Genomic DNA, 17,379 nt, shown 5'->3' on the forward strand with positions numbered 1-17,379 from the left:
GGGCTCCTAGGCCATCGATCGCAGAGCGAAGCGTTGAAGCTTGCCGGTTTCGGTGCGCGGCAGTGCATCCACGAAAACAATCGCGCGTGGATACTTGTACGGGGCGATCGACGATTTCACGAAGGCCTGCAACTCAGCCGCGAGTTCGGCGCTGGGCGCAAACCCCGGCTTCAGCACGATAAACGCCTTGACGAGTTGGCCGCGCTCCTCGTCGTGGGCGCCCACCACGCCGCATTCCGCCACGGACTCGTGCCGCAACAGGGCATCCTCAACTTCCGGGCCGGCAATGTTGTAGCCGGCCGAGACGATCATGTCGTCATTGCGAGCCTGGTAGAAGAAATAGCCGTCGTCGTCTTGCACGAACGTGTCGCCCGGCAGGTTCCAGCCCTGTTGCACGAAGCGGCGCTGCCTATCATCGGCGAGGTAGCGGCACCCGGTGGGCCCCTTCAGCGCCAGCCGTCCCGGCGTGCCGTGGGGCACGGGCTGCATGTTCTCGTCTACGACGCAGGCGACGTAGCCCGGCACCACCTTGCCTATCGCGCCCGGCCGCACCTGATCGGGCGGGCTGGACACGAACACGTGGATCATCTCGGTGCCGCCGATTCCATCGATCATTTCGATGCCGGTGGCTTTCTTCCAGAGTTGCCGCGTGGCGTCGGGCAGCGCCTCGCCGGCCGACACGCTTTTCTTGAGGCTGCTCACGTCGTATTTGCCGGCAAGCGCCGCCATCTGGCGGTAGAACGTGGGCGCGGTGAACACGATGGTGGCGCGGAAGTCCTGGATCAATTCGAGCAGGCTGTCCGGCGTCAGCTTCTCGGCCAGCACCGTGCTCGCCCCCACCCTCAACGGAAAGCACAACAGGCCGCCCAGTCCGAAAGTGAAAGCCAGCGGCGGCGTGCCGCAGAAAATGTCATCTGCCTCCGGCTTGATCACATGGCGCGGAAAAAGGTCGCACATTGCCAGCACATCGCGATGGAAGTGCATGCAGCCCTTGGGCATGCCTGTCGTTCCGCTGGTGAATGCGATCAGGCAGACGTCGTCGACGGCGGTGTCGCAGGGAATGAAATCGTCGGGCTTGGCTGCCGCCAGCGCGTCCAGCGCATCGGCTGCCGGATCGTTGAACAGCATGATCTGACGCAGTACGCCGCAGTAATGTTCATGGTCGGGCTGCATGCAGTAGCGCGCCTCGACGGCCAGTTGCGCGTCGCACAGCATTGCCGCGACCTGCGCCTTGGAAATGATCTGCTTGAGTTCCTTGGCCCGCAGCAGAGGCATGGTGGGTACTGTGACCAGGCCGGCCTTGATGGCGGCCAGCCATGCGGCGGCCATCATCGGATTGTTCGGGCCGCGCAGCAGCAGCCGGTTGCCCGGCACCAGCTTCATGTCCTCGACCAATACGCGGGCGATGCGGTTGGTCAGGGCCTGCAACTCGGCGTAGGTCATCACGGCCGCCACGCCTTCCCGGCGCCAGCGCAGCGCCGGACGGGGCCCGTATCCGTTGCGTACCATGGCATCGACCAGCTCGGCGGCGCAATTCACCCGGGCCGGATAGGCCACATCCGGGCTGTCTAGCAGGAACTCGGGCCATTCATCGGCCGGAGGTAGATGATCGCGGGCGAAAGTATCCAGGTGGGCAGAGCGTTCCATGCAAATCCCCTTGGCAGTGCGTGCGGGCTGCTGTCAGTCTTTGAGCAGCTCTCGTGCGATGATGAGCTTCTGGACTTCGGTGGCCCCCTCATAAATTCGCAGGGCGCGGATCTCGCGATATAGCTTCTCGACCGCCATGCCGGACACGACTCCGGCGCCGCCGAACATCTGCAACGCACGGTCGATGACGGCCTGGGCCGACTCGGTGGCCGCCATCTTGGCCATGGCCGCCTCACGCGTGGTGCGCACGCCTTTTACGTCGCGCAGCCAGGCGGCGCGGTAGGTGAGCAGGGCTGACGAATCGACCGCCGTGGCCATGTCGCCCAGCGCGGCCTGTGTCAGCTGCAGGTCGGCCAATGCCTGGCCGAACATGCGCCTGCCGCGGGAGCGCTGCAAGGCTTCATCCAGGGCGCGGCGGGCGAAGCCCAGCGCGGCAGCAGCCACCGAAGCGCGAAAAATGTCCAGCGTCATCATGGCCAGTTTGAAGCCCTGCCCGGCATCGCCCAGGCGGTGGCTGACGGGCACCCGGCAGCCATCGAATGCCAGCGTGGCCAGCGGATGGGGTGCCATCACTTCGATGCGCTCGGCGATCTCGAGGCCCGGGGTGTCCGCATCGACAATGAATGCACTGATACCCCGTGCACCCGGCTGCTCGCCGGTGCGCGCAAACACGCAATAGAAATCGGCGATGCCGCCATTGGATATCCAGGTCTTGGCGCCATCGAGCACGTAGTGATCGCCCTCGAGCCGCGCCGAACATGTCAGGGCCGCCACATCGGAACCGGCATCGGGCTCGGACAGCGCGAAGGCGGCGATGGCCTGCCCGCTGGCGACGCGCGGCAGATACTGCCGGCGCAGCTCTTCGGAACCCATCAGCGCAATGGCGCCGCTGCCCAACCCCTGCATCGCCAGCGCGAAATCCGCGAGGCCATCGTGCCGCGCCAGGGTTTCGCGCAATATGCAGACCATTCGCGAGTCCACCTGCGGCAACGCGCCACCCCAGGCGCCATCAGGCCCCGCGGGTACGCAATAGCGCAACCAGCCGGCCTGGCCCAGGGCCGCCACCAACTTGCGGCACGCTGCATCGGTATCGTGATGATCGATGTGCGCCAGAGCGTCGATGCACCAGGCCTCGAGCTCCGCCGCCCGGTCGCGATGGTGATCGTCGAAAAAAGGCCAGTCCAGCCACGTGGTATCTGCCATATCAGGGCTCCAGGTTGCCAGACACAACGCGAGCGGCTCGCGACAAATCCGCCGCGGCGGGCCTGCGTGCGCGATGGCGGCGCTCCCGGGCGGGGGCAATGCGCATCGCTTCGAGGGCGGGTTTCATGTCAGTCTCCTTCGAATACGGGTTTGCGCTTGGCGACGAAGGCCTCGTAGGCTCGCCGGAAGTCGCGGGTCTGCATGCAGATGGCCTGGGCCTCGGCCTCGGCCTCGATGGCTTCGTCCACTCCCATGTTCCATTCCTGGTGCAGCAGTTTCTTGGTGATGCCATGCGCGAAAGTCGGCCCCGCCGCCAATTGCGCCGCCAGTGCCTGGGCGGCGTCCGGCAGCGACCCGCCGTCGTGCAGGCTGTTGAAGAAGCCCCACTGCAGAGCCTCGTCGGCGCTCATGGCTCGCCCTGTGTACAGCAGCTCGGAGGCCCTGCCCTGGCCGATCACCCGTGGCAGCAGGGTGCAGGCGCCCATGTCTGCGCCGGCCAGCCCGACGCGCGTGAACAGGAAGGCCGTACGCGCCGCCGGCGTGCCCAGCCTGAGGTCGGAGGCCAGGGCCATCATGGCGCCCGCGCCGGCGCACACGCCATCTACCGCGGCCACGATGGGCTGCGGGCAGGCGCGCATCGCCTTCACCAGATCCCCCGTCATTCGCGTGAAATCGAGCAGCTCGGGCATGCTCATCTGCGTGAGCGGGCCGATAATCTCGTGCACATCTCCGCCCGAACAGAAATTGCCGCCCGCGCCCGTCAGGATCACCACTTTGATATCCGTGGCGTACACCAGGCCGCGGAACAGGTCTCGCAGTTCGGCATAAGAATCGAAGGTCAGCGGGTTCTTGCGCTCGGGACGGTTCAGCGTAATGGTGCCAACCTTGCCATCGGCCGACACCTGCCACAGGAAGGTGCGGGCCGCATAGGCGGCGTAGGGGCGCCGATGGTGCTTCATGGTGTGTTCGGTGGCTGCAGTGCTCATGGGGTCTCCTGGGGCCGGTCAGCCGGTCATGACTTCACCGCCGTCGACGGCGATGGCCTGGCCATTGATGGATGCGGACGCGGGCAAGGCCAGCCAGGCGACGGCCTCGGCGACTTCGTCGGGCCGCACCAGACGGCCTTGGGGGTTGCGCGCGGCCAGCTCGGCACGCGCCTGCTCGGCGCTACGGCCGGTTTTCTGCACGATGTTGTCCACCGCGCCGCGCACGATGTCAGTGTCGGTGAAGCCCGGGCACACGGCATTGACGGTAACCCCTTGGCGCGCGACCTCCAGCGCCAGCGCGCGCGTCAGGCCCACCACGCCATGCTTGGCGGCGCAATAGGCGGTCACATACGGATAGCCGATCAGCCCTGCCGTGCTCGCCACATTGATCACGCGGCCCCAGCCGGCGGACAGCATGCCCGGCAGCGCCGCCTGGATGCAGTGGAACGTGCCGGTCAGGTTGACGGCCAGCATGGCGTGCCACGCCGCGGCATCAGTGCGGTCGAAACGCTGGCTGACGGCCTGCCCGGCATTGTTGACCAGAATATCCACCGTGCCCGCCGCCTGCGCGGCCTCATCGAACGCGGCGCGCACCGAGGCCTCGTCGGCCACGTCAGCGGCGACGGACTGTACCTTGCCGTGCGCTCGCAGGGCGCCTGCCGCGGCGTCCAGCGCGGCGCGATCGCGGCCCAGCAGCGTCAGCGAGGCGCCTCGCTGCAACAGGGCCCGTGCGCAGGCCAAACCGATGCCGCGCGCGCCGCCGGTTACCAGGGCATGTCGCCCGGCCAGAGAGGTCGAAGGTGTCATTTGGCGTCCTGTTGCGCCAGGCTGGCGGCGCGTTCGAAATTGGATTCCAGTTGCCGCTTGCCGGCGACGTACTGGCGCGGCCAGGCGGTGTCGCTGTAGCCCACGCGGGCGGCCTCGCGCAGCGTCCAGGCAGCATCGGCCAGATGCGGTCTTGCCAGCGCGCAGAGGTCGGCCCGGCCAGAAGCAATGATGCCGTTGGCATGGTCGGCCTCGAAGATCGCGCCCACCGCGATGGTCGGGATGCCGGCCTCGTTGCGGATTCGATCGGCGAACGGCGTCTGGTACATGCGCCCGTATACCGGCTGTTGATCGGGGCTGACCTGGCCCGACGAGCAGTCGATCATGTCCGCGCCAGCCTCTTTGAAACGGCGTGCGATCTCGACCGCATCATCGGCCGTGATGCCGCCCTCGACCCAGTCGTGCGCTGAAATGCGTACCGACATCGGTCTATCCTGCGGCCACGCCTCGCGCACGGCCCGGAACACTTCGAGCGGGTAGCGCAGCCGGTTGCCCAGGCTGCCTCCATATTCATCGGTGCGCCGGTTGGTCAGCGGCGAAATGAAGCTGGACAGGAGATAACCGTGGGCGCAGTGCAATTCGAGCCAGTCGAAGCCCGCCTGCGCGGCTCGGCGCGCGGCTGCGACGAAGTCGTCGCGCACTCGGTCCATGTCGGCGCGGTCCATGGCGCGTGGCACCTGCGAAATACCGGGCAGGTAGGGCAGCGCGGAAGCCGAATACAGCGGCCAGTTGCCCTCTGGCAGCGGGTAATCCATTTTCTGCCAGCCCAGCTGCGTAGACCCCTTGCGGCCCGCATGCCCGAGCTGGATGCCTATGCGCGCCTCGCTGTGGGCATGCACGAAATCGACAATGCGCGCGAACGCCTGCGCCTGCCCGTCGGTCCACAAGCCCGGGCACCCCGGCGTGATCCTCGCGTCCGGCGAGGGGCAGGTCATTTCGACCATGACCAGACCCGCCCCGCCCAGGGCGCGCGCCCCCAGGTGCACCATGTGAAAATCTCCAGGCACGCCTTGCTCGCATGAATACATCGCCATCGGCGAAACCACGATGCGGTTCTTCAGTTCCAGGCTGCGCACCCGGTACGGCGTGAGCATCGGCAGGGGGGGACGGGCGTCGCCGGTATCGACCCCGGCACAGGCGGCCAGCCAGCGTTCGTAGCCTTCCAGCCATTGGGCGTCGCGCAGCCGCAGGTTTTCGTGCGAAATGCGCTGCGAGCGGGTCAGCAGCGAATACGCGAATTGTTCGGGCTCGAGCCCGGCATAGCGCTGAACGTTCTCGAACCACTCGGTGGAATTGCGCGCGGCATTCTGGATCTTCAGCACCTCCACGCTGCGCACGTCCTGATAGTGCTGCAGGCCCTGCTCGATCCCGCCCTGAGCGCCGCCCAGGCACCGCGCCAGTTCGATGGCATCTTCGAGCGCGAGCTTGGTGCCCGAACCCACCGAGAAATGTGCCGTGTGCGCCGCGTCGCCCATCAGCACCACCGGCACGCGACGCTGCCCGCGCGGCGTATCCAGCGTGTTCCAGTGCACCCAGGTGTCGCAGATGACGCGCGGAAAGCGGATCCAGATGGCGGCGCCGCGCAGGTGTGCGGCATTACTGATCAGGCGGTGGCCGTCCAGCCAGGGCGCGAACAGCTTTTCGCAATAGGCAATGCCCTCTTCCTGGCCCATGTCGCCGATGCCGGCCGCCCGCCAGGTTTCTTCGGGGGTCTCGACGATGAAGGTCGAAAGCCCGTCTTCGAAACGGTAGGCATGCGCCTGAAACCAGCCGTGTTCGTTCTGCACGAAAGCAAAGGTAAACGCGTCGAACACCTTGGTGGTGCCCAGCCATACGAAACGGCAGCGTCGCGTGTCGATATCCGGCTGGAAGGTGTCGGCATAACGGGTGCGAACCTGGCTGTTGATGCCGTCCGACGCAATGACCAGGTCGGCGTCATACTGCAATGCCATGGCCTGGTCGTCCTGCACGAAGGTCTCGAACACCAGCTTCACGCCGACCTCTTCGCAGCGGCGCTGCAGGATATTCAGCAGTTTCTTGCGTCCGATGCCGATGAATCCGTGGCCCCGGGTGCGCACGCTGCGCCCCTTGAAGTGGATATCGATGTCGTCCCAGTGATTGAAGGCGTCGCCGATGGTCTGCGCCGACACCGGGTCCGCCTGCCGCAGATTGTCCATGGTGGCGTCGGAGAACACCACGCCCCAGCCGAACGTATCGTAAGGCCGGTTGCGCTCGATGACCGTGACGTCATTGGCCGGGTCTTGCAGCTTCATCAGCAGGCCAAAGTACAGGCCGGCGGGGCCACCGCCCAGGCAGATGATCTTCATTGCGCGTCACGCTCCAGGACACCGGGCGGCGGCAGTGCATCGACCGCCGTCCAATTAGTTTAGGTTTCAACTATAAACCGCCGGCGAGGGCCGCGCAACAGATGCGGGTTTACACCAGCAGGGGCATCGAGACCGTGACCAGGAAACGCACGACGCAGCGTGCATGCCGCCCCGCCCCGCACGCCCGCAGGACGCCGCGGGGGGGAGACGCGCATGGCGAACTGGCCGAGGTTCACGGGAGGGCGGCAGGCCGTGCGACCGGCACCGCTCAGGTCCTGCGTCGTGGGAGGTGAATCTCACAACCCTGCCCGCCGCGCGCGACTCGGGTCGAAAGTGCCGTGCCTGGCGATACTGGGCCGCCACGCAGAGCCCCGGGCCGGGGCCGATTCGAGAGGGATCGCGGGTACCGCGCCGGCGAGTCGCCGAAGAACGGCGTTCGCAGCCAGGGCCCCGCCGGCGGGGGACGGCTCAGCTGATCTGTCCCAGCGCGCGAACGATGTCCCGGGCATTGCCCGGCCGAACCAGCCGCGCCACCTCGCGCCCGTCGCGCAGGAAGATCAGGGTAGGCCAGAGCTTGACGCGATACGAACGCCCCAGCGGGCGTCCGCTGCCGTCTTCCACCTTGATGTGTTCGGCCTGCGGATAGGCTGCGAAGGCTTGCCCGATGAGCGGTTGCGCGGCTTGGCAGAAGCCGCACCAATTGGTGCCGAATTCCAGCACCAAGGGCCCGGGACGTCCGTCGACATCGGCGCGAGACAGGGTTTCGGGTTCATAGCGTTGGGACATGGACATGATGGCTCCAGGTTACGGGCCCGCTGCCAGCAAGCCGCATGCCCCATCGTACCCGCACTCGCCACCGCGCCTACACGCCCAGGTAGCGTTCCCACAATCGGCGGTCGCGGTCCAGCGAGGCTGAATCGCCGGTCCAGACGGCCTGCCCCCGTTCGAGTATCACATGGTGATCGGCCAGGGCGAGCAGACGCTCGACGTACTTGTCGATGACCAGAATGGTCTGCCCGGCGCTGCGCAAAGTCGACAGGCACGACCAGATTTCCTCGCGCACCAGCGGCGCGAGTCCTTCGGTGGCTTCATCCAGCACCAGCAAACGCGGATTGGTGACCAGCGCGCGGCCGATGGCCAGCATCTGCTGCTCGCCGCCCGACAGCTGGTTGCCCATGTTTCGCGCGCGCTCGGCGAGTCGAGGGAACAATTCGAATACGCGCTCCACCGTCCAGGGCTGCACGATGTCGGGGTTGCGGTTCGCGGCGAAGGCGCTCAGGTGTTCGCGCACCGTCAGGTTGGGGAAGCACTGGCGGCCTTCGGGAACAATGGCCAGGCCCGCCCTGGCGATGCGGTCGGGCGCCCAGCCGCTGATGTCCTGCCCGGCAAAATGTATAGAACCGCCGCGCAGTGCAAGCTGGCCGAACAGGGTCCGCAGCAAGGTGCTCTTGCCCATGCCGTTGCGGCCCAGCAGCGTCACCACCTGCCCGGCCCCCACCTCGAGATCTACGCCGAACAATACCTGGCTGGCGCCGTAACCACTTTGAACGCCCTTCATGCTCAACATCTCGCGCGCTCCAGTGTCTCGTCTTCGCCCAGGTAAGCCTGCCGGACGGCCGGGTTGGCCCGGATCTCGGCAGGCGTGCCCGTGGCGATGATGCGGCCGTACACGAGTACCGAGATGCGGTCGGCCAGCCGGAACACCGCCTGCATATCGTGTTCGACCAGCAGCATGGCCGCATGGCCCCGCAGCGACTCGATCAGCTCGGTGAGGCGCAGGGTTTCGTCAGGTCCCATGCCCGCCATAGGCTCATCGAGCAACAGCACGCTGGGCCGGGCCGCCAGGGCCAGTGCGAATTCCAGTTTGCGCTGCTCGCCATGCGGCAGCGTCGCGGCCGGGCGATCGAACAGATTGGCATCGAGCGCACATTGGCTCGCCAGTTCGCGTGCGGCATCGTGCAGCGCAGAATCGGCCACGCGTGGACGCCAGAACCGGAAACTGCTGCCGGCGTGCGCCTGCACCGCCAGCAGCAGATTGTCCAGCACACTGAACGACCTGAAGATGTTGGTGACCTGGTAAGAGCGCGACAGCCCCGCGGCCACGCGCTGGTGCGCGTTCAGGCGGGTTACGTCCGTGCCTGCCAGCACCAGGCTGCCTTCATCGGCCGCGAGGGTTCCGGACAGCAGGTGTATGAGTGTCGATTTGCCCGCGCCGTTGGGTCCGATGAGCGCATGGATCTCACCCGGTTCCAGCGTCAGGGAAACATGATCGGTGGCCATCAGCGCGCCGAAGCGGCGCACCAGGCCGCTGGCCTGCAGGGCCGGACCTGCCGTGGTGACGGGCGCGTCTGCCATCACGGCCTCCCTTGGCGCAACGCGCCGCCGAACCAGGGCGCCGCCAGGCCCGCAACGCCGCGGGGCGCACCAAACACCACGCACAACAGCAATACCCCCAGGGGCAAGTGCCAGTACTCGGTCCACATGCGCAGCACTTCTTCGAGCGTCAGCATGAGCACCGCACCCGCCACGCCTCCGTAGCGCAGGCCTATGCCTCCCACCAGCACCATGACCAGCAGGTTGGCGGACTGTGTCCAGTGCATGAGGCTGGGGGATATGAACAGATTGTGGTTGGCCAGCAAAGCCCCGGCCAGGCCGGCCACCGCGCCGCTGAGCACGAATGCCGCCAATTTCAGGCGGTACACCGGATATCCCAGGGCTTCCATGCGGGATTCGTTCTCGCGTATGCCTTGCAGCGCCATGCCGAAGCGCGAATCGACCAGTCGGCCGAATGCCCACATCAATACGGCGAACAGCGCGAGCACCAGATAGTAAAACTGGGTGCTGTCGGCCAGGTCGACGCCGGGAAGCAGCGAATAGCCGGACAGGTTCAGGCCGTCTTCGCCACCGTACTGCCTCAGCGAGATGAACAGGTAATAGACCATCTGCGCGAAGGCCAGCGTGATCATGATGAAATACACCCCGCGCGTGCGCAGCGACACCGCGCCGATCATCAGGGCCAGCAGCGCGGCCACGGCGACGGCCGCTGGCCAGGCGACGAGCCCGCCGTGCACGCCCGAGGCGTCGAGTATTCCCACCACGTAGGCGCCCGCGCCGAAGAACGCGGCGTGCCCCAGCGCGACCATTCCGCCGTAGCCCAGGATAAGATTCAGGCTGGTCGCGGCCACCGCATAGATGAGCATGCGCCGCACCACCGACACATAGAAGTCCAGGCCCAGCGCCTGGGCCGCGTATGGCAGCAGCGCCAGCGCCAGCAGCAGGGCAAGGGTCCAGATAGTGGATCGGTGCATCATTCAACCACGCGCCGGAAACAGCCCGGCCGGGCGGAACACCAGCACGCCGGCCATGAGCAAGTAAATGGAAATCGCCGCCAGGGTCGCGGCCAGGCTCGACGCCATGGCGGGCGGCAGCACCTCGCGCAGCAGCATGGGCAGGAAAGCCCGCCCGGCGGTATCGACCATGCCCACCAGCAGCGCGCCGACGAACGCGCCGCGTATCGAGCCGATGCCGCCGATGACAATACACACCAGGACCAGGATCAGGATTTCCTCGCCCATGCCGATCTGCACCGCCGTGATCGGGCCCAACAGCGCTCCCGCCACCGCAGCCAGCATCGCGCCCAGCGCGAAGACGCCGAGGAACAGCAAGGGCACTCGCACCCCCATCAGCGTGGCCATCTGCCGATTGGAGGCGCCCGCCCTGACCAGCACGCCCGCCCTGGTGCGCGTGACGAACCAGTACAGCCCTACCGCAGCGGCCAGGCCGCACGCAATGATCACCAGGCGGTAGGCCGGGTACATCAGGTCGGGCAGCAGCCGCACCGGCCCGGACAGCGCGGCCGGCATATTCAGCATGACCGGGGCGGGGCCCCAGATCATCTTGACGATGTCGTTGGCGATGAGAATGACGGCATAGGTGCCCAACACCTGGGCGAGATGGTCCCGAACCGCCAGGCGGCGCACCAGCACCAGCTCGAGCAGCAAGCCCACCACACCGGTCACCAGCGCCGCGACCAGCACGGCCGCGACAAAAGAGCCGGACCGCTGCATGGTTTCGGCGGCGACGTAGGCCCCGGCCATGTACAGCGACCCGTGGGCCAGGTTCATGATGTCCATGATGCCGAAAACCAGGGTCAGCCCGGCGGCGATCAGGAACAGCATCAATCCGAACTGCAGGCCATTCAGCAGTTGCTCGACAACCAGGGTCATCTAGGATCCGTCAACGCGCGAAAGAAGCGGGAAGGCGGGCGCGCCGAGTCTGGCGTCGCCCGCCGCAACACAGGACTACAGCTTGCACTGATCGACGTAGACGTCCTGGTATTTGTCGAACACCTTGCCGACCAGCTTGTTGGTGATGCGGCCATCACCGTCTTTTTCGACCACGCGCAGGTAGTAGGCCTGGATCGGGTAGTGGTTCTTGCCGTAAGTGAACTCGCCGCGCACCGATGGGTAGTCGGCCTTGGCAAGCGCCTGCACAATGGCGTCGCGATCGCCGGCCTTGCCGCCGGCCTGCTTCACAGCGGCGTCCATGGCCATGATCACATCGTAGGCCTGGGCGGCATACACCGACGGGTAGCGGCCGTTGTACGCTTTGCGGAATGCCTCGACGAACTGCTTGTTCTGCGCATTGTCGAGGTCATGGGCCCATTGCGCGGTGTTGTACATGCCCAGCATGGGGTCGCCCACGGCCTGGATCACGTCTTCGTCGGCCGAGAATCCGGGGCCGATGAGCTTGACGCTTTGCGACAGGCCGGTGGACACGAACTGCTTCACGAAGTTGATGCCCATGCCGCCCGGCAGGAAAATGAACACCGCGTCGGGCTTGGCGGCGCGTATCTGTGCCAGCTCGGCGGCGTAGTCGATCTGGCCCAGCTTGGTGTACACCTCTTCGGCAACGTCGGCGTTGTAACCGCGCTTGAAGCCGGTCAGGGCATCCTTGCCAGCCGGATAGTCGGGCGCCATGATGAAGACTTTCTTGAAGCCGCGGTCGGCCGCCACCTTGCCGGCGGCTTCATGGAAGGCGTCGTTCTGGTACGACGTGCCGAACCAATAGCGGTTGCAGCGTTCGCCCGCGTACTGGCTGGGCCCGGGGTTGTTCGACAGATACGGCACCTTGGCGGCGAACAGCGCGGGGCCGACGGCCAGCGCCACATTCGAGCCGATGGGCCCCGTGAAGAAATCGATCTTGTCGCGCTGGATATACCGCGTCACCAGCTGGCGGGCCTGGTCGGGGTTGCCGCCCATGTCCGACTGCAGGAATTCGGCGGGCTGCCCGCCCAGCTTGCCGTCGAGCTGCTTGATGGCAAGATTGAAACCATCGCGAGCCTCGGCGCCCAGCGCGGCGAAAGGTCCCGATATATCATTGGCGATGCCGACTTTGATCGTGTCGGCCGATGAAAGGGCAGGCGCCAGCGCGGCGGCCACCACCAGGGTAGTCAGGAAACGCATCGTGTAGCTCCTTGCGCGTGGCGCGCAGCGGTTGTTGTTATGCGATGTGGCGAATCGGATGCTTGTTACCATCGGTCTGCCCGACATCGGCTGGATGAGGCGGCAAAGGCTGGCGTCCCGCATAGTTTAGGTTTAAAGTATTCTGCAAGACAAGCCTAGGGTTTTTACCAGGGATATCCCTCGCGCCACCCCACTATGCCCGCCCTCTACCGCCACTACGACCGCGCCGCGCTCGACGTACAGTACAACGCCCGCGCCACGGTACCCGATGTGCAGCCTTTCCTGGCGCAATATGCGGTGCAAAGCCAGGCCGCCCGCGCCGCCCTGCCGCACGCGGCCGATGTGCCCTATGGCGACCATCCCGACGAACTCCTCGATATTTTCCCGGCTGCCGCGCAGCCTGCGGCGCCCGCGCATGGCGCGCCGGTCTTCATGTTCATACACGGCGGATACTGGCGCGCGCTGTCGAAGGACGACGCCTGTTGCATGGCCCCTGCCTTCACGCAGGCCGGCGCGGTGGTGGTGACGGTCAATTATTCTCTGGCGCCGGCGGTCACGCTGGACCACATCGTCGATCAGAACCGCCGGGCGGTGGCCTGGGTGCACCGGCATATTGCGCGCCATGGCGGCGACCCGCGACGCATCCATGTGTCGGGCAGTTCGGCGGGCGGACATCTGGTGGGCATGCTTCTGGTGGGCGGCTGGCACGACCAATACGGCGTCCCGCCCGATGTGGTGGCCGGCGCGGCGCCGCTGTCCGGGCTGTACGACCTGCGGCCGCTGGTACATACCCATATCAACGAGTGGATGCGGCTGAGCCCGGACGATGCCGTGCGCAACAGCCCCGCGCTGCAGCCGCTGGCTGCCCGCTGCCCGCTGCTGGCCAGTTATGGCGGCAATGAAACCGACGAGTTCAAGCGCCAGACCGACGATTTCCTGCGGGCCTGGCGCGGCCGGGGACTGGCTGCGGACCATGTGCCGATGCCAGACCACAATCATTTCGACATCGTACTGGCGCTGAACGACCCTGCCAGCCCGCTGACGCGTGCCCTCTTCCATCAAATGGGCCTGGCCGCCGGCCGGTCCAAACGCTGAAGTCCGCCATGATCAACGCTCCCGACCTGGAAACGCGCGCCGCGCCCGATGATCACCACGCGCTGCGGCTGTGGCTGCGCATGCTGACCTGCTGCAACCTGATCGAATCCGACATCCGCGGCCGGCTGCGTTCCGAATTCGACACCACGCTTCCCCGCTTCGACCTGATGGCCCAATTGCAACGGGCGCCCAAGGGAATGAAAATGGGCGAGCTGTCGCGCCGCATGATGGTGACCAACGGCAATATCACGGGCATCGCCGACCAGCTGGAAAAAGAAGGCCTGGTGGTGCGCACCAAGATGGAATCCGACCGCCGCAGCTCGGTGCTGAAGCTCACGCCGCAGGGGCGCCGCGCTTTCGCGCGCATGGCACGGGCTCACGAAAACTGGGTCAAGGCCATGTTCAACGACCTGCCCGACGCCAGCCGCGACGCACTCTATCAGGCGCTGGGCGAATTGAAATTGCAGGTGGTGGCGGTGCGTGGGGCGGCGCGCCGGGCGGCATGAACCTCATCAGCAGGGGCTGGCGGTCGGGGTGATGGCTGGGTGATGGCCCGTCTCACGCTGTGCGGGCACCCGGGGCGGCGCACGTGCGTCGGCCTCGGCCGGCCAGAAGCCCAGCACACCAAGGCGTCAACAGAACTCAGCCGGCCCGGCACTCCCCCCCGCCATCCAGCGGTGGGATAATAGAAGGCTTCCACCGCCGCCCGGCGGTTCAATTCGCCCTCAGCCACAGAGACTTAGTCATGGCCGTTAACCTGCAGATCCCTTCCGAGTCCGAAATTTTCCCCGTTGCCGGCGTAGACATCGGCGTTACCGAAGCCGGTATCCGCAAGGCCAACCGACGCGACCTTACTGTTTTCAAGCTGGCGGCCGGCACCACCGTGGCGGGCGTGTTCACGCGCAACCGTTTCCGTGCGGCGCCGGTGCAGGTGTGCGAAGCGCACCTTGCCACGGGCGGCCCCATACGCGCCCTGGTGATCAATACCGGCAATGCCAATGCCGGCACGGGCGCCGAGGGGCTGAAGAAGGCTCAGGATACCTGCGTGGCGCTGGGCCAGTTGCTGGGGGTGCCTGCCGAACAGGTGCTGCCATTCTCGACCGGCGTCATTCTCGAACCCCTGCCGCTCGACCGTCTCACGGCCGCGCTGCCCGCCGCGCTGTCCAGGCTGGGCGCCGACCAGTGGTTCAATGCCGCCCATGGCATCATGACCACCGACACGCTGCCCAAGATCCATTCACGTCGCGTGCAGGTGGGCGGCAAGACCATCACCATCACCGGTATCAGCAAGGGCGCCGGCATGATCCGCCCCAACATGGCCACCATGCTCAGCTTCCTGGCCACCGACGCAGGCATCCCGCAGCCGCTGCTGCGCGCCCTGGCCAGTGATATCGCCGACCGGTCGTTCAACCGCATCACGGTCGATGGCGATACCTCGACCAACGATTCGTTCATCATCGCGGCCACCGGCCAGTCGGGTCTTGAAATCGGCTCCGAGGCCGACCCGCACTACGCCGCCGTCCGCGACGCGCTGGCCGAGGCCGCGCTGGACCTGGCCCAGAAAATCGTGCGCGATGCCGAAGGCGCCACCAAGTTCATCACGATCCGCGTCGAACAGGCCAAGAACGCCGAAGAAGCCCTGAAGGTGGCGTACTCGGTCGCGCACTCGCCGCTCGTCAAGACGGCGTTCTTCGCGTCCGATCCCAACCTGGGCCGCATCCTCGCCGCCATAGGCTACGCCGGCGTCGATGACTTGGACGTGTCCGGGCTGCAGATGTGGCTGGACGACGTGCTGGTGGCTCGCGACGGCGGACGCAACCCCGACTACCAAGAGGCCGACGGGCAGCGTGTCATGAAGCAGGCGGAAATCTGTGTCCGCATAGCGCTCGCTCGCGGCCAGGTCTCCGAGACCGTGTACACCTGCGACTTCTCGCACGAGTATGTCAGCATCAATGCCGACTACCGTTCCTGAGCCCCTGCATCGGAAACCGAAGTGACTGCTACCGATTTTTCCGTACTGATCGAGCGTGCCGAGCGGGTGCTTGCCCAGCTCGAAGCCTGGCTGCCGGCTGCCCCGCCCGACATCGACTGGTCGGCGCATGCCTACCGCTGGCGCAAGCGCGGCGGGGCGCGAGGCTGGCTCGACGCCGTGCGTCATGTGGCCCGCATCGACATGGCCGACTTGCAGCATATCGAACGCCAGAAAGGCATCATCGACCGCAATACTCAGCAGTTCCTGCACAAGAAGCCCGCCAACAATGTACTCATGACCGGCGCACGCGGCACCGGCAAGAGTTCTCTGGTGAAGGCCATGCTGGCGGCCTATGAAGACCAGGGCTTGCGGCTCATCGAGGTCGACAAATCCGACCTGGGCGATCTGCCCGATATCGTCGAGCTGGTCGCGCCGCGCCCCGAACGCTTCATCGTATTTTGCGACGATCTCTCGTTCGAGGAAGGCGAAGCCGGATACAAGGCATTGAAGTCGGTGCTGGACGGCTCCGTCTCGGCGTCGGGCGACAACGTGCTCATCTATGCCACCTCGAATCGGCGCCACCTGATGCCCGAATACATGAGCGAGAACCTTCAGGCCAGGCACCAGCCCGATGGCGAGATCCATCCGGGCGAAACCGTCGAAGAAAAAATCTCGCTTTCCGAGCGTTTCGGCCTGTGGCTGTCGTTCCATCCGTTCAAACAGGACGACTACCTCGACATCGTGCGCCACTGGCTGCGCGAGCTCGGCTGCCCGGAACAACACATCGACACCAGCCGCACCGAAGCCCTGCAATGGGCGCTCGAACGCGGATCGCGCTCGGGACGGGTGGCCTACCAATTTGCGCGCGACTGGGCGGCCCGCCATGTCTGAACGCATCATCGACGTCGCGGCCGGCCTGATCCTGCGGCCCGATGGCCAGCTGCTGCTGGGGCAACGCCCGGATGGGAAGCCGTGGGCGGGCTGGTGGGAACTGCCCGGCGGCAAGCTCGAGCCAGGCGAAACCGTGCTGCAGGCGCTGGCGCGCGAACTGCGCGAAGAAATCGGCATCGAAGTCACCCACGCGGTGCCTTGGGTGACCTACGTGCATGCGTATCCGCAAACCACGGTGCGACTGGCGTTCTGCCGGGTCACAGCCTGGCAGGGAGAGCCCCGCGGGCTCGAAGACCAGCAACTGCGCTGGGTGAAGCCCGCGCACGCGGCCCAGGTCGGCGACCTGCTTCCAGCCACCCTGCCGCCGCTGCGCTGGCTGCAATTGCCGGACACCTATGGCATTTCATCCATCGGCAGTCGCGCCGGCTTGCCCGCGTTTCTCGAACGCCTCGAACTGGCACTGGCGCGGGGCCTGAAACTGGTGCAGCTGCGAGAACCTGATTGGCCCGATGGCCCCGCGGCGCCCTCGCTGCGCGACGCCATGCAGGTCATCGGCAAGCTATGCCACGACGCGGGCGCCAGGCTGCTGGTCAACAGCGTGCATCCGGCCGCGTGGTGGCGCCAGGCCGACGGCGTGCACCTGCGCTGGACCGACGCCGCGGCGTTGCATGCGCGGCCCGAGTTGCACGAACATGCCCTGGTAGGCGTGTCCGCGCACGACAATGACCAAGTCGTGCAAGCCCGCAATCTGGGCGCCGATTTCGCGGTGTTGGGGCCCGTACTCGACACGCCCTCGCACCCGGGCCAACCCACGCTGGGCTGGCCGGGCTTCGTCGAAGGCAACCGCGACGCCGGCCTGCCTGTCTATGCGCTGGGTGGCCAGTCGGCCGATACACTGGCCGAAGCGCAACGGCACGGCGCGCACGGCGTGGCCGGCATAAGCGCCATTCTTTGAGCCTTCAGCACCG

The 17,379-nt window shown here is 66.3% G+C and carries 16 protein-coding genes; 5 read left to right on the forward strand and 11 right to left on the reverse strand.

Going from position 1 to position 17,379, the window contains the following annotated elements:
• Positions 1 to 6: 6 nt before the first annotated feature.
• The 11 genes from ACV17W_RS10515 to ACV17W_RS10565 all read right to left on the reverse strand — a co-directional run bounded on the left by ACV17W_RS10515 (position 7) and on the right by ACV17W_RS10565 (position 12,453).
• A complete protein-coding gene (locus ACV17W_RS10515) occupies positions 7 to 1,647 on the reverse strand; it encodes an AMP-binding protein (RefSeq protein WP_462596359.1) in 1,641 nt (546 codons plus the stop codon).
• Between the two features lie 33 nt (positions 1,648 to 1,680).
• Positions 1,681 to 2,850, reverse strand: a complete 1,170-nt coding sequence (locus ACV17W_RS10520; protein WP_462596360.1) for an acyl-CoA dehydrogenase family protein — start codon at positions 2,848 to 2,850, stop codon at positions 1,681 to 1,683.
• A 128-nt stretch (positions 2,851 to 2,978) separates the two neighbouring features.
• Positions 2,979 to 3,836 (reverse strand): enoyl-CoA hydratase family protein, encoded by an 858-nt coding sequence (locus tag ACV17W_RS10525; protein ID WP_462596361.1) that lies wholly within the window; start codon positions 3,834 to 3,836, stop codon positions 2,979 to 2,981.
• 18 nt (positions 3,837 to 3,854) lie between these two features.
• Positions 3,855 to 4,643 (reverse strand): SDR family NAD(P)-dependent oxidoreductase, encoded by a 789-nt coding sequence (locus ACV17W_RS10530; protein ID WP_462596362.1) that lies wholly within the window; start codon positions 4,641 to 4,643, stop codon positions 3,855 to 3,857.
• A complete protein-coding gene (locus ACV17W_RS10535; RefSeq protein ID WP_462596363.1) occupies positions 4,640 to 6,988 on the reverse strand; it encodes a bifunctional salicylyl-CoA 5-hydroxylase/oxidoreductase in 2,349 nt (782 codons plus the stop codon). Before ACV17W_RS10535 ends, ACV17W_RS10530 begins: the two co-directional genes overlap by 4 nt.
• A gap of 468 nt (positions 6,989 to 7,456) precedes the next feature.
• Positions 7,457 to 7,780, reverse strand: coding sequence for a thioredoxin family protein (locus tag ACV17W_RS10540; protein ID WP_462596364.1), 324 nt, complete (start codon positions 7,778 to 7,780; stop codon positions 7,457 to 7,459).
• 70 nt (positions 7,781 to 7,850) lie between these two features.
• Positions 7,851 to 8,555, reverse strand: a complete 705-nt coding sequence (locus ACV17W_RS10545) for an ABC transporter ATP-binding protein (protein ID WP_462596366.1) — start codon at positions 8,553 to 8,555, stop codon at positions 7,851 to 7,853.
• Positions 8,549 to 9,343 carry an ABC transporter ATP-binding protein gene (locus tag ACV17W_RS10550; protein WP_462596367.1) on the reverse strand — a complete coding sequence of 265 codons (795 nt, stop codon included), beginning with the start codon at positions 9,341 to 9,343 and terminating at the stop codon, positions 8,549 to 8,551. The genes ACV17W_RS10545 and ACV17W_RS10550 overlap by 7 nt, the downstream gene beginning before the upstream one ends.
• Positions 9,343 to 10,296: a branched-chain amino acid ABC transporter permease gene (locus tag ACV17W_RS10555; RefSeq protein WP_462596519.1), complete on the reverse strand. Its 954-nt coding sequence runs from the start codon at positions 10,294 to 10,296 to the stop codon at positions 9,343 to 9,345. The genes ACV17W_RS10550 and ACV17W_RS10555 overlap by 1 nt, the downstream gene beginning before the upstream one ends.
• 3 nt (positions 10,297 to 10,299) lie before the next feature.
• The gene (locus ACV17W_RS10560) at positions 10,300 to 11,214 is read right to left on the reverse strand and encodes a branched-chain amino acid ABC transporter permease (protein ID WP_462596368.1); all 915 of its coding nucleotides are present in this window, start codon (positions 11,212 to 11,214) and stop codon (positions 10,300 to 10,302) included.
• Between the two features lie 75 nt (positions 11,215 to 11,289).
• Positions 11,290 to 12,453, reverse strand: coding sequence for an ABC transporter substrate-binding protein (locus ACV17W_RS10565; protein ID WP_462596369.1), 1,164 nt, complete (start codon positions 12,451 to 12,453; stop codon positions 11,290 to 11,292).
• A 195-nt stretch (positions 12,454 to 12,648) separates the two neighbouring features.
• Here ACV17W_RS10565 and ACV17W_RS10570 point away from each other — a divergent pair, with 195 nt between their 5' ends.
• From ACV17W_RS10570 to ACV17W_RS10590, 5 genes are all read left to right on the forward strand, one after another.
• A complete protein-coding gene (locus tag ACV17W_RS10570; RefSeq protein WP_462596370.1) occupies positions 12,649 to 13,548 on the forward strand; it encodes an alpha/beta hydrolase in 900 nt (299 codons plus the stop codon).
• Positions 13,549 to 13,556: 8 nt separating this feature from the next.
• Positions 13,557 to 14,054: a MarR family winged helix-turn-helix transcriptional regulator gene (locus tag ACV17W_RS10575; protein WP_462596371.1), complete on the forward strand. Its 498-nt coding sequence runs from the start codon at positions 13,557 to 13,559 to the stop codon at positions 14,052 to 14,054.
• Between the two features lie 239 nt (positions 14,055 to 14,293).
• The gene (gene argJ / locus ACV17W_RS10580; protein ID WP_462596372.1) at positions 14,294 to 15,520 is read left to right on the forward strand and encodes a bifunctional glutamate N-acetyltransferase/amino-acid acetyltransferase ArgJ; all 1,227 of its coding nucleotides are present in this window, start codon (positions 14,294 to 14,296) and stop codon (positions 15,518 to 15,520) included.
• A gap of 21 nt (positions 15,521 to 15,541) precedes the next feature.
• Positions 15,542 to 16,411: an ATP-binding protein gene (locus tag ACV17W_RS10585; protein ID WP_462596373.1), complete on the forward strand. Its 870-nt coding sequence runs from the start codon at positions 15,542 to 15,544 to the stop codon at positions 16,409 to 16,411.
• Positions 16,404 to 17,366, forward strand: coding sequence for a Nudix family hydrolase (locus tag ACV17W_RS10590; protein WP_462596374.1), 963 nt, complete (start codon positions 16,404 to 16,406; stop codon positions 17,364 to 17,366). Before ACV17W_RS10585 ends, ACV17W_RS10590 begins: the two co-directional genes overlap by 8 nt.
• Positions 17,367 to 17,379: the final 13 nt, after the last annotated feature.

It is taken from the genome of Bordetella sp. MIP270_01_BMS (assembly GCF_054958705.1).

Coding starts and splice junctions, on each gene's coding strand:
- ACV17W_RS10515 (WP_462596359.1), bottom strand. CDS start 1,647: ATGGAACGCTCTGCCCACCTGGATACTTTCGCCCGCGATCATCTACCT.
- ACV17W_RS10520 (WP_462596360.1), bottom strand. CDS start 2,850: ATGGCAGATACCACGTGGCTGGACTGGCCTTTTTTCGACGATCACCAT.
- ACV17W_RS10525 (WP_462596361.1), bottom strand. CDS start 3,836: ATGAGCACTGCAGCCACCGAACACACCATGAAGCACCATCGGCGCCCC.
- ACV17W_RS10530 (WP_462596362.1), bottom strand. CDS start 4,643: ATGACACCTTCGACCTCTCTGGCCGGGCGACATGCCCTGGTAACCGGC.
- ACV17W_RS10535 (WP_462596363.1), bottom strand. CDS start 6,988: ATGAAGATCATCTGCCTGGGCGGTGGCCCCGCCGGCCTGTACTTTGGC.
- ACV17W_RS10540 (WP_462596364.1), bottom strand. CDS start 7,780: ATGTCCATGTCCCAACGCTATGAACCCGAAACCCTGTCTCGCGCCGAT.
- ACV17W_RS10545 (WP_462596366.1), bottom strand. CDS start 8,555: ATGTTGAGCATGAAGGGCGTTCAAAGTGGTTACGGCGCCAGCCAGGTA.
- ACV17W_RS10550 (WP_462596367.1), bottom strand. CDS start 9,343: ATGGCAGACGCGCCCGTCACCACGGCAGGTCCGGCCCTGCAGGCCAGC.
- ACV17W_RS10555 (WP_462596519.1), bottom strand. CDS start 10,296: ATGCACCGATCCACTATCTGGACCCTTGCCCTGCTGCTGGCGCTGGCG.
- ACV17W_RS10560 (WP_462596368.1), bottom strand. CDS start 11,214: ATGACCCTGGTTGTCGAGCAACTGCTGAATGGCCTGCAGTTCGGATTG.
- ACV17W_RS10565 (WP_462596369.1), bottom strand. CDS start 12,453: ATGCGTTTCCTGACTACCCTGGTGGTGGCCGCCGCGCTGGCGCCTGCC.
- ACV17W_RS10570 (WP_462596370.1), top strand. CDS start 12,649: ATGCCCGCCCTCTACCGCCACTACGACCGCGCCGCGCTCGACGTACAG.
- ACV17W_RS10575 (WP_462596371.1), top strand. CDS start 13,557: ATGATCAACGCTCCCGACCTGGAAACGCGCGCCGCGCCCGATGATCAC.
- argJ (WP_462596372.1), top strand. CDS start 14,294: ATGGCCGTTAACCTGCAGATCCCTTCCGAGTCCGAAATTTTCCCCGTT.
- ACV17W_RS10590 (WP_462596374.1), top strand. CDS start 16,404: ATGTCTGAACGCATCATCGACGTCGCGGCCGGCCTGATCCTGCGGCCC.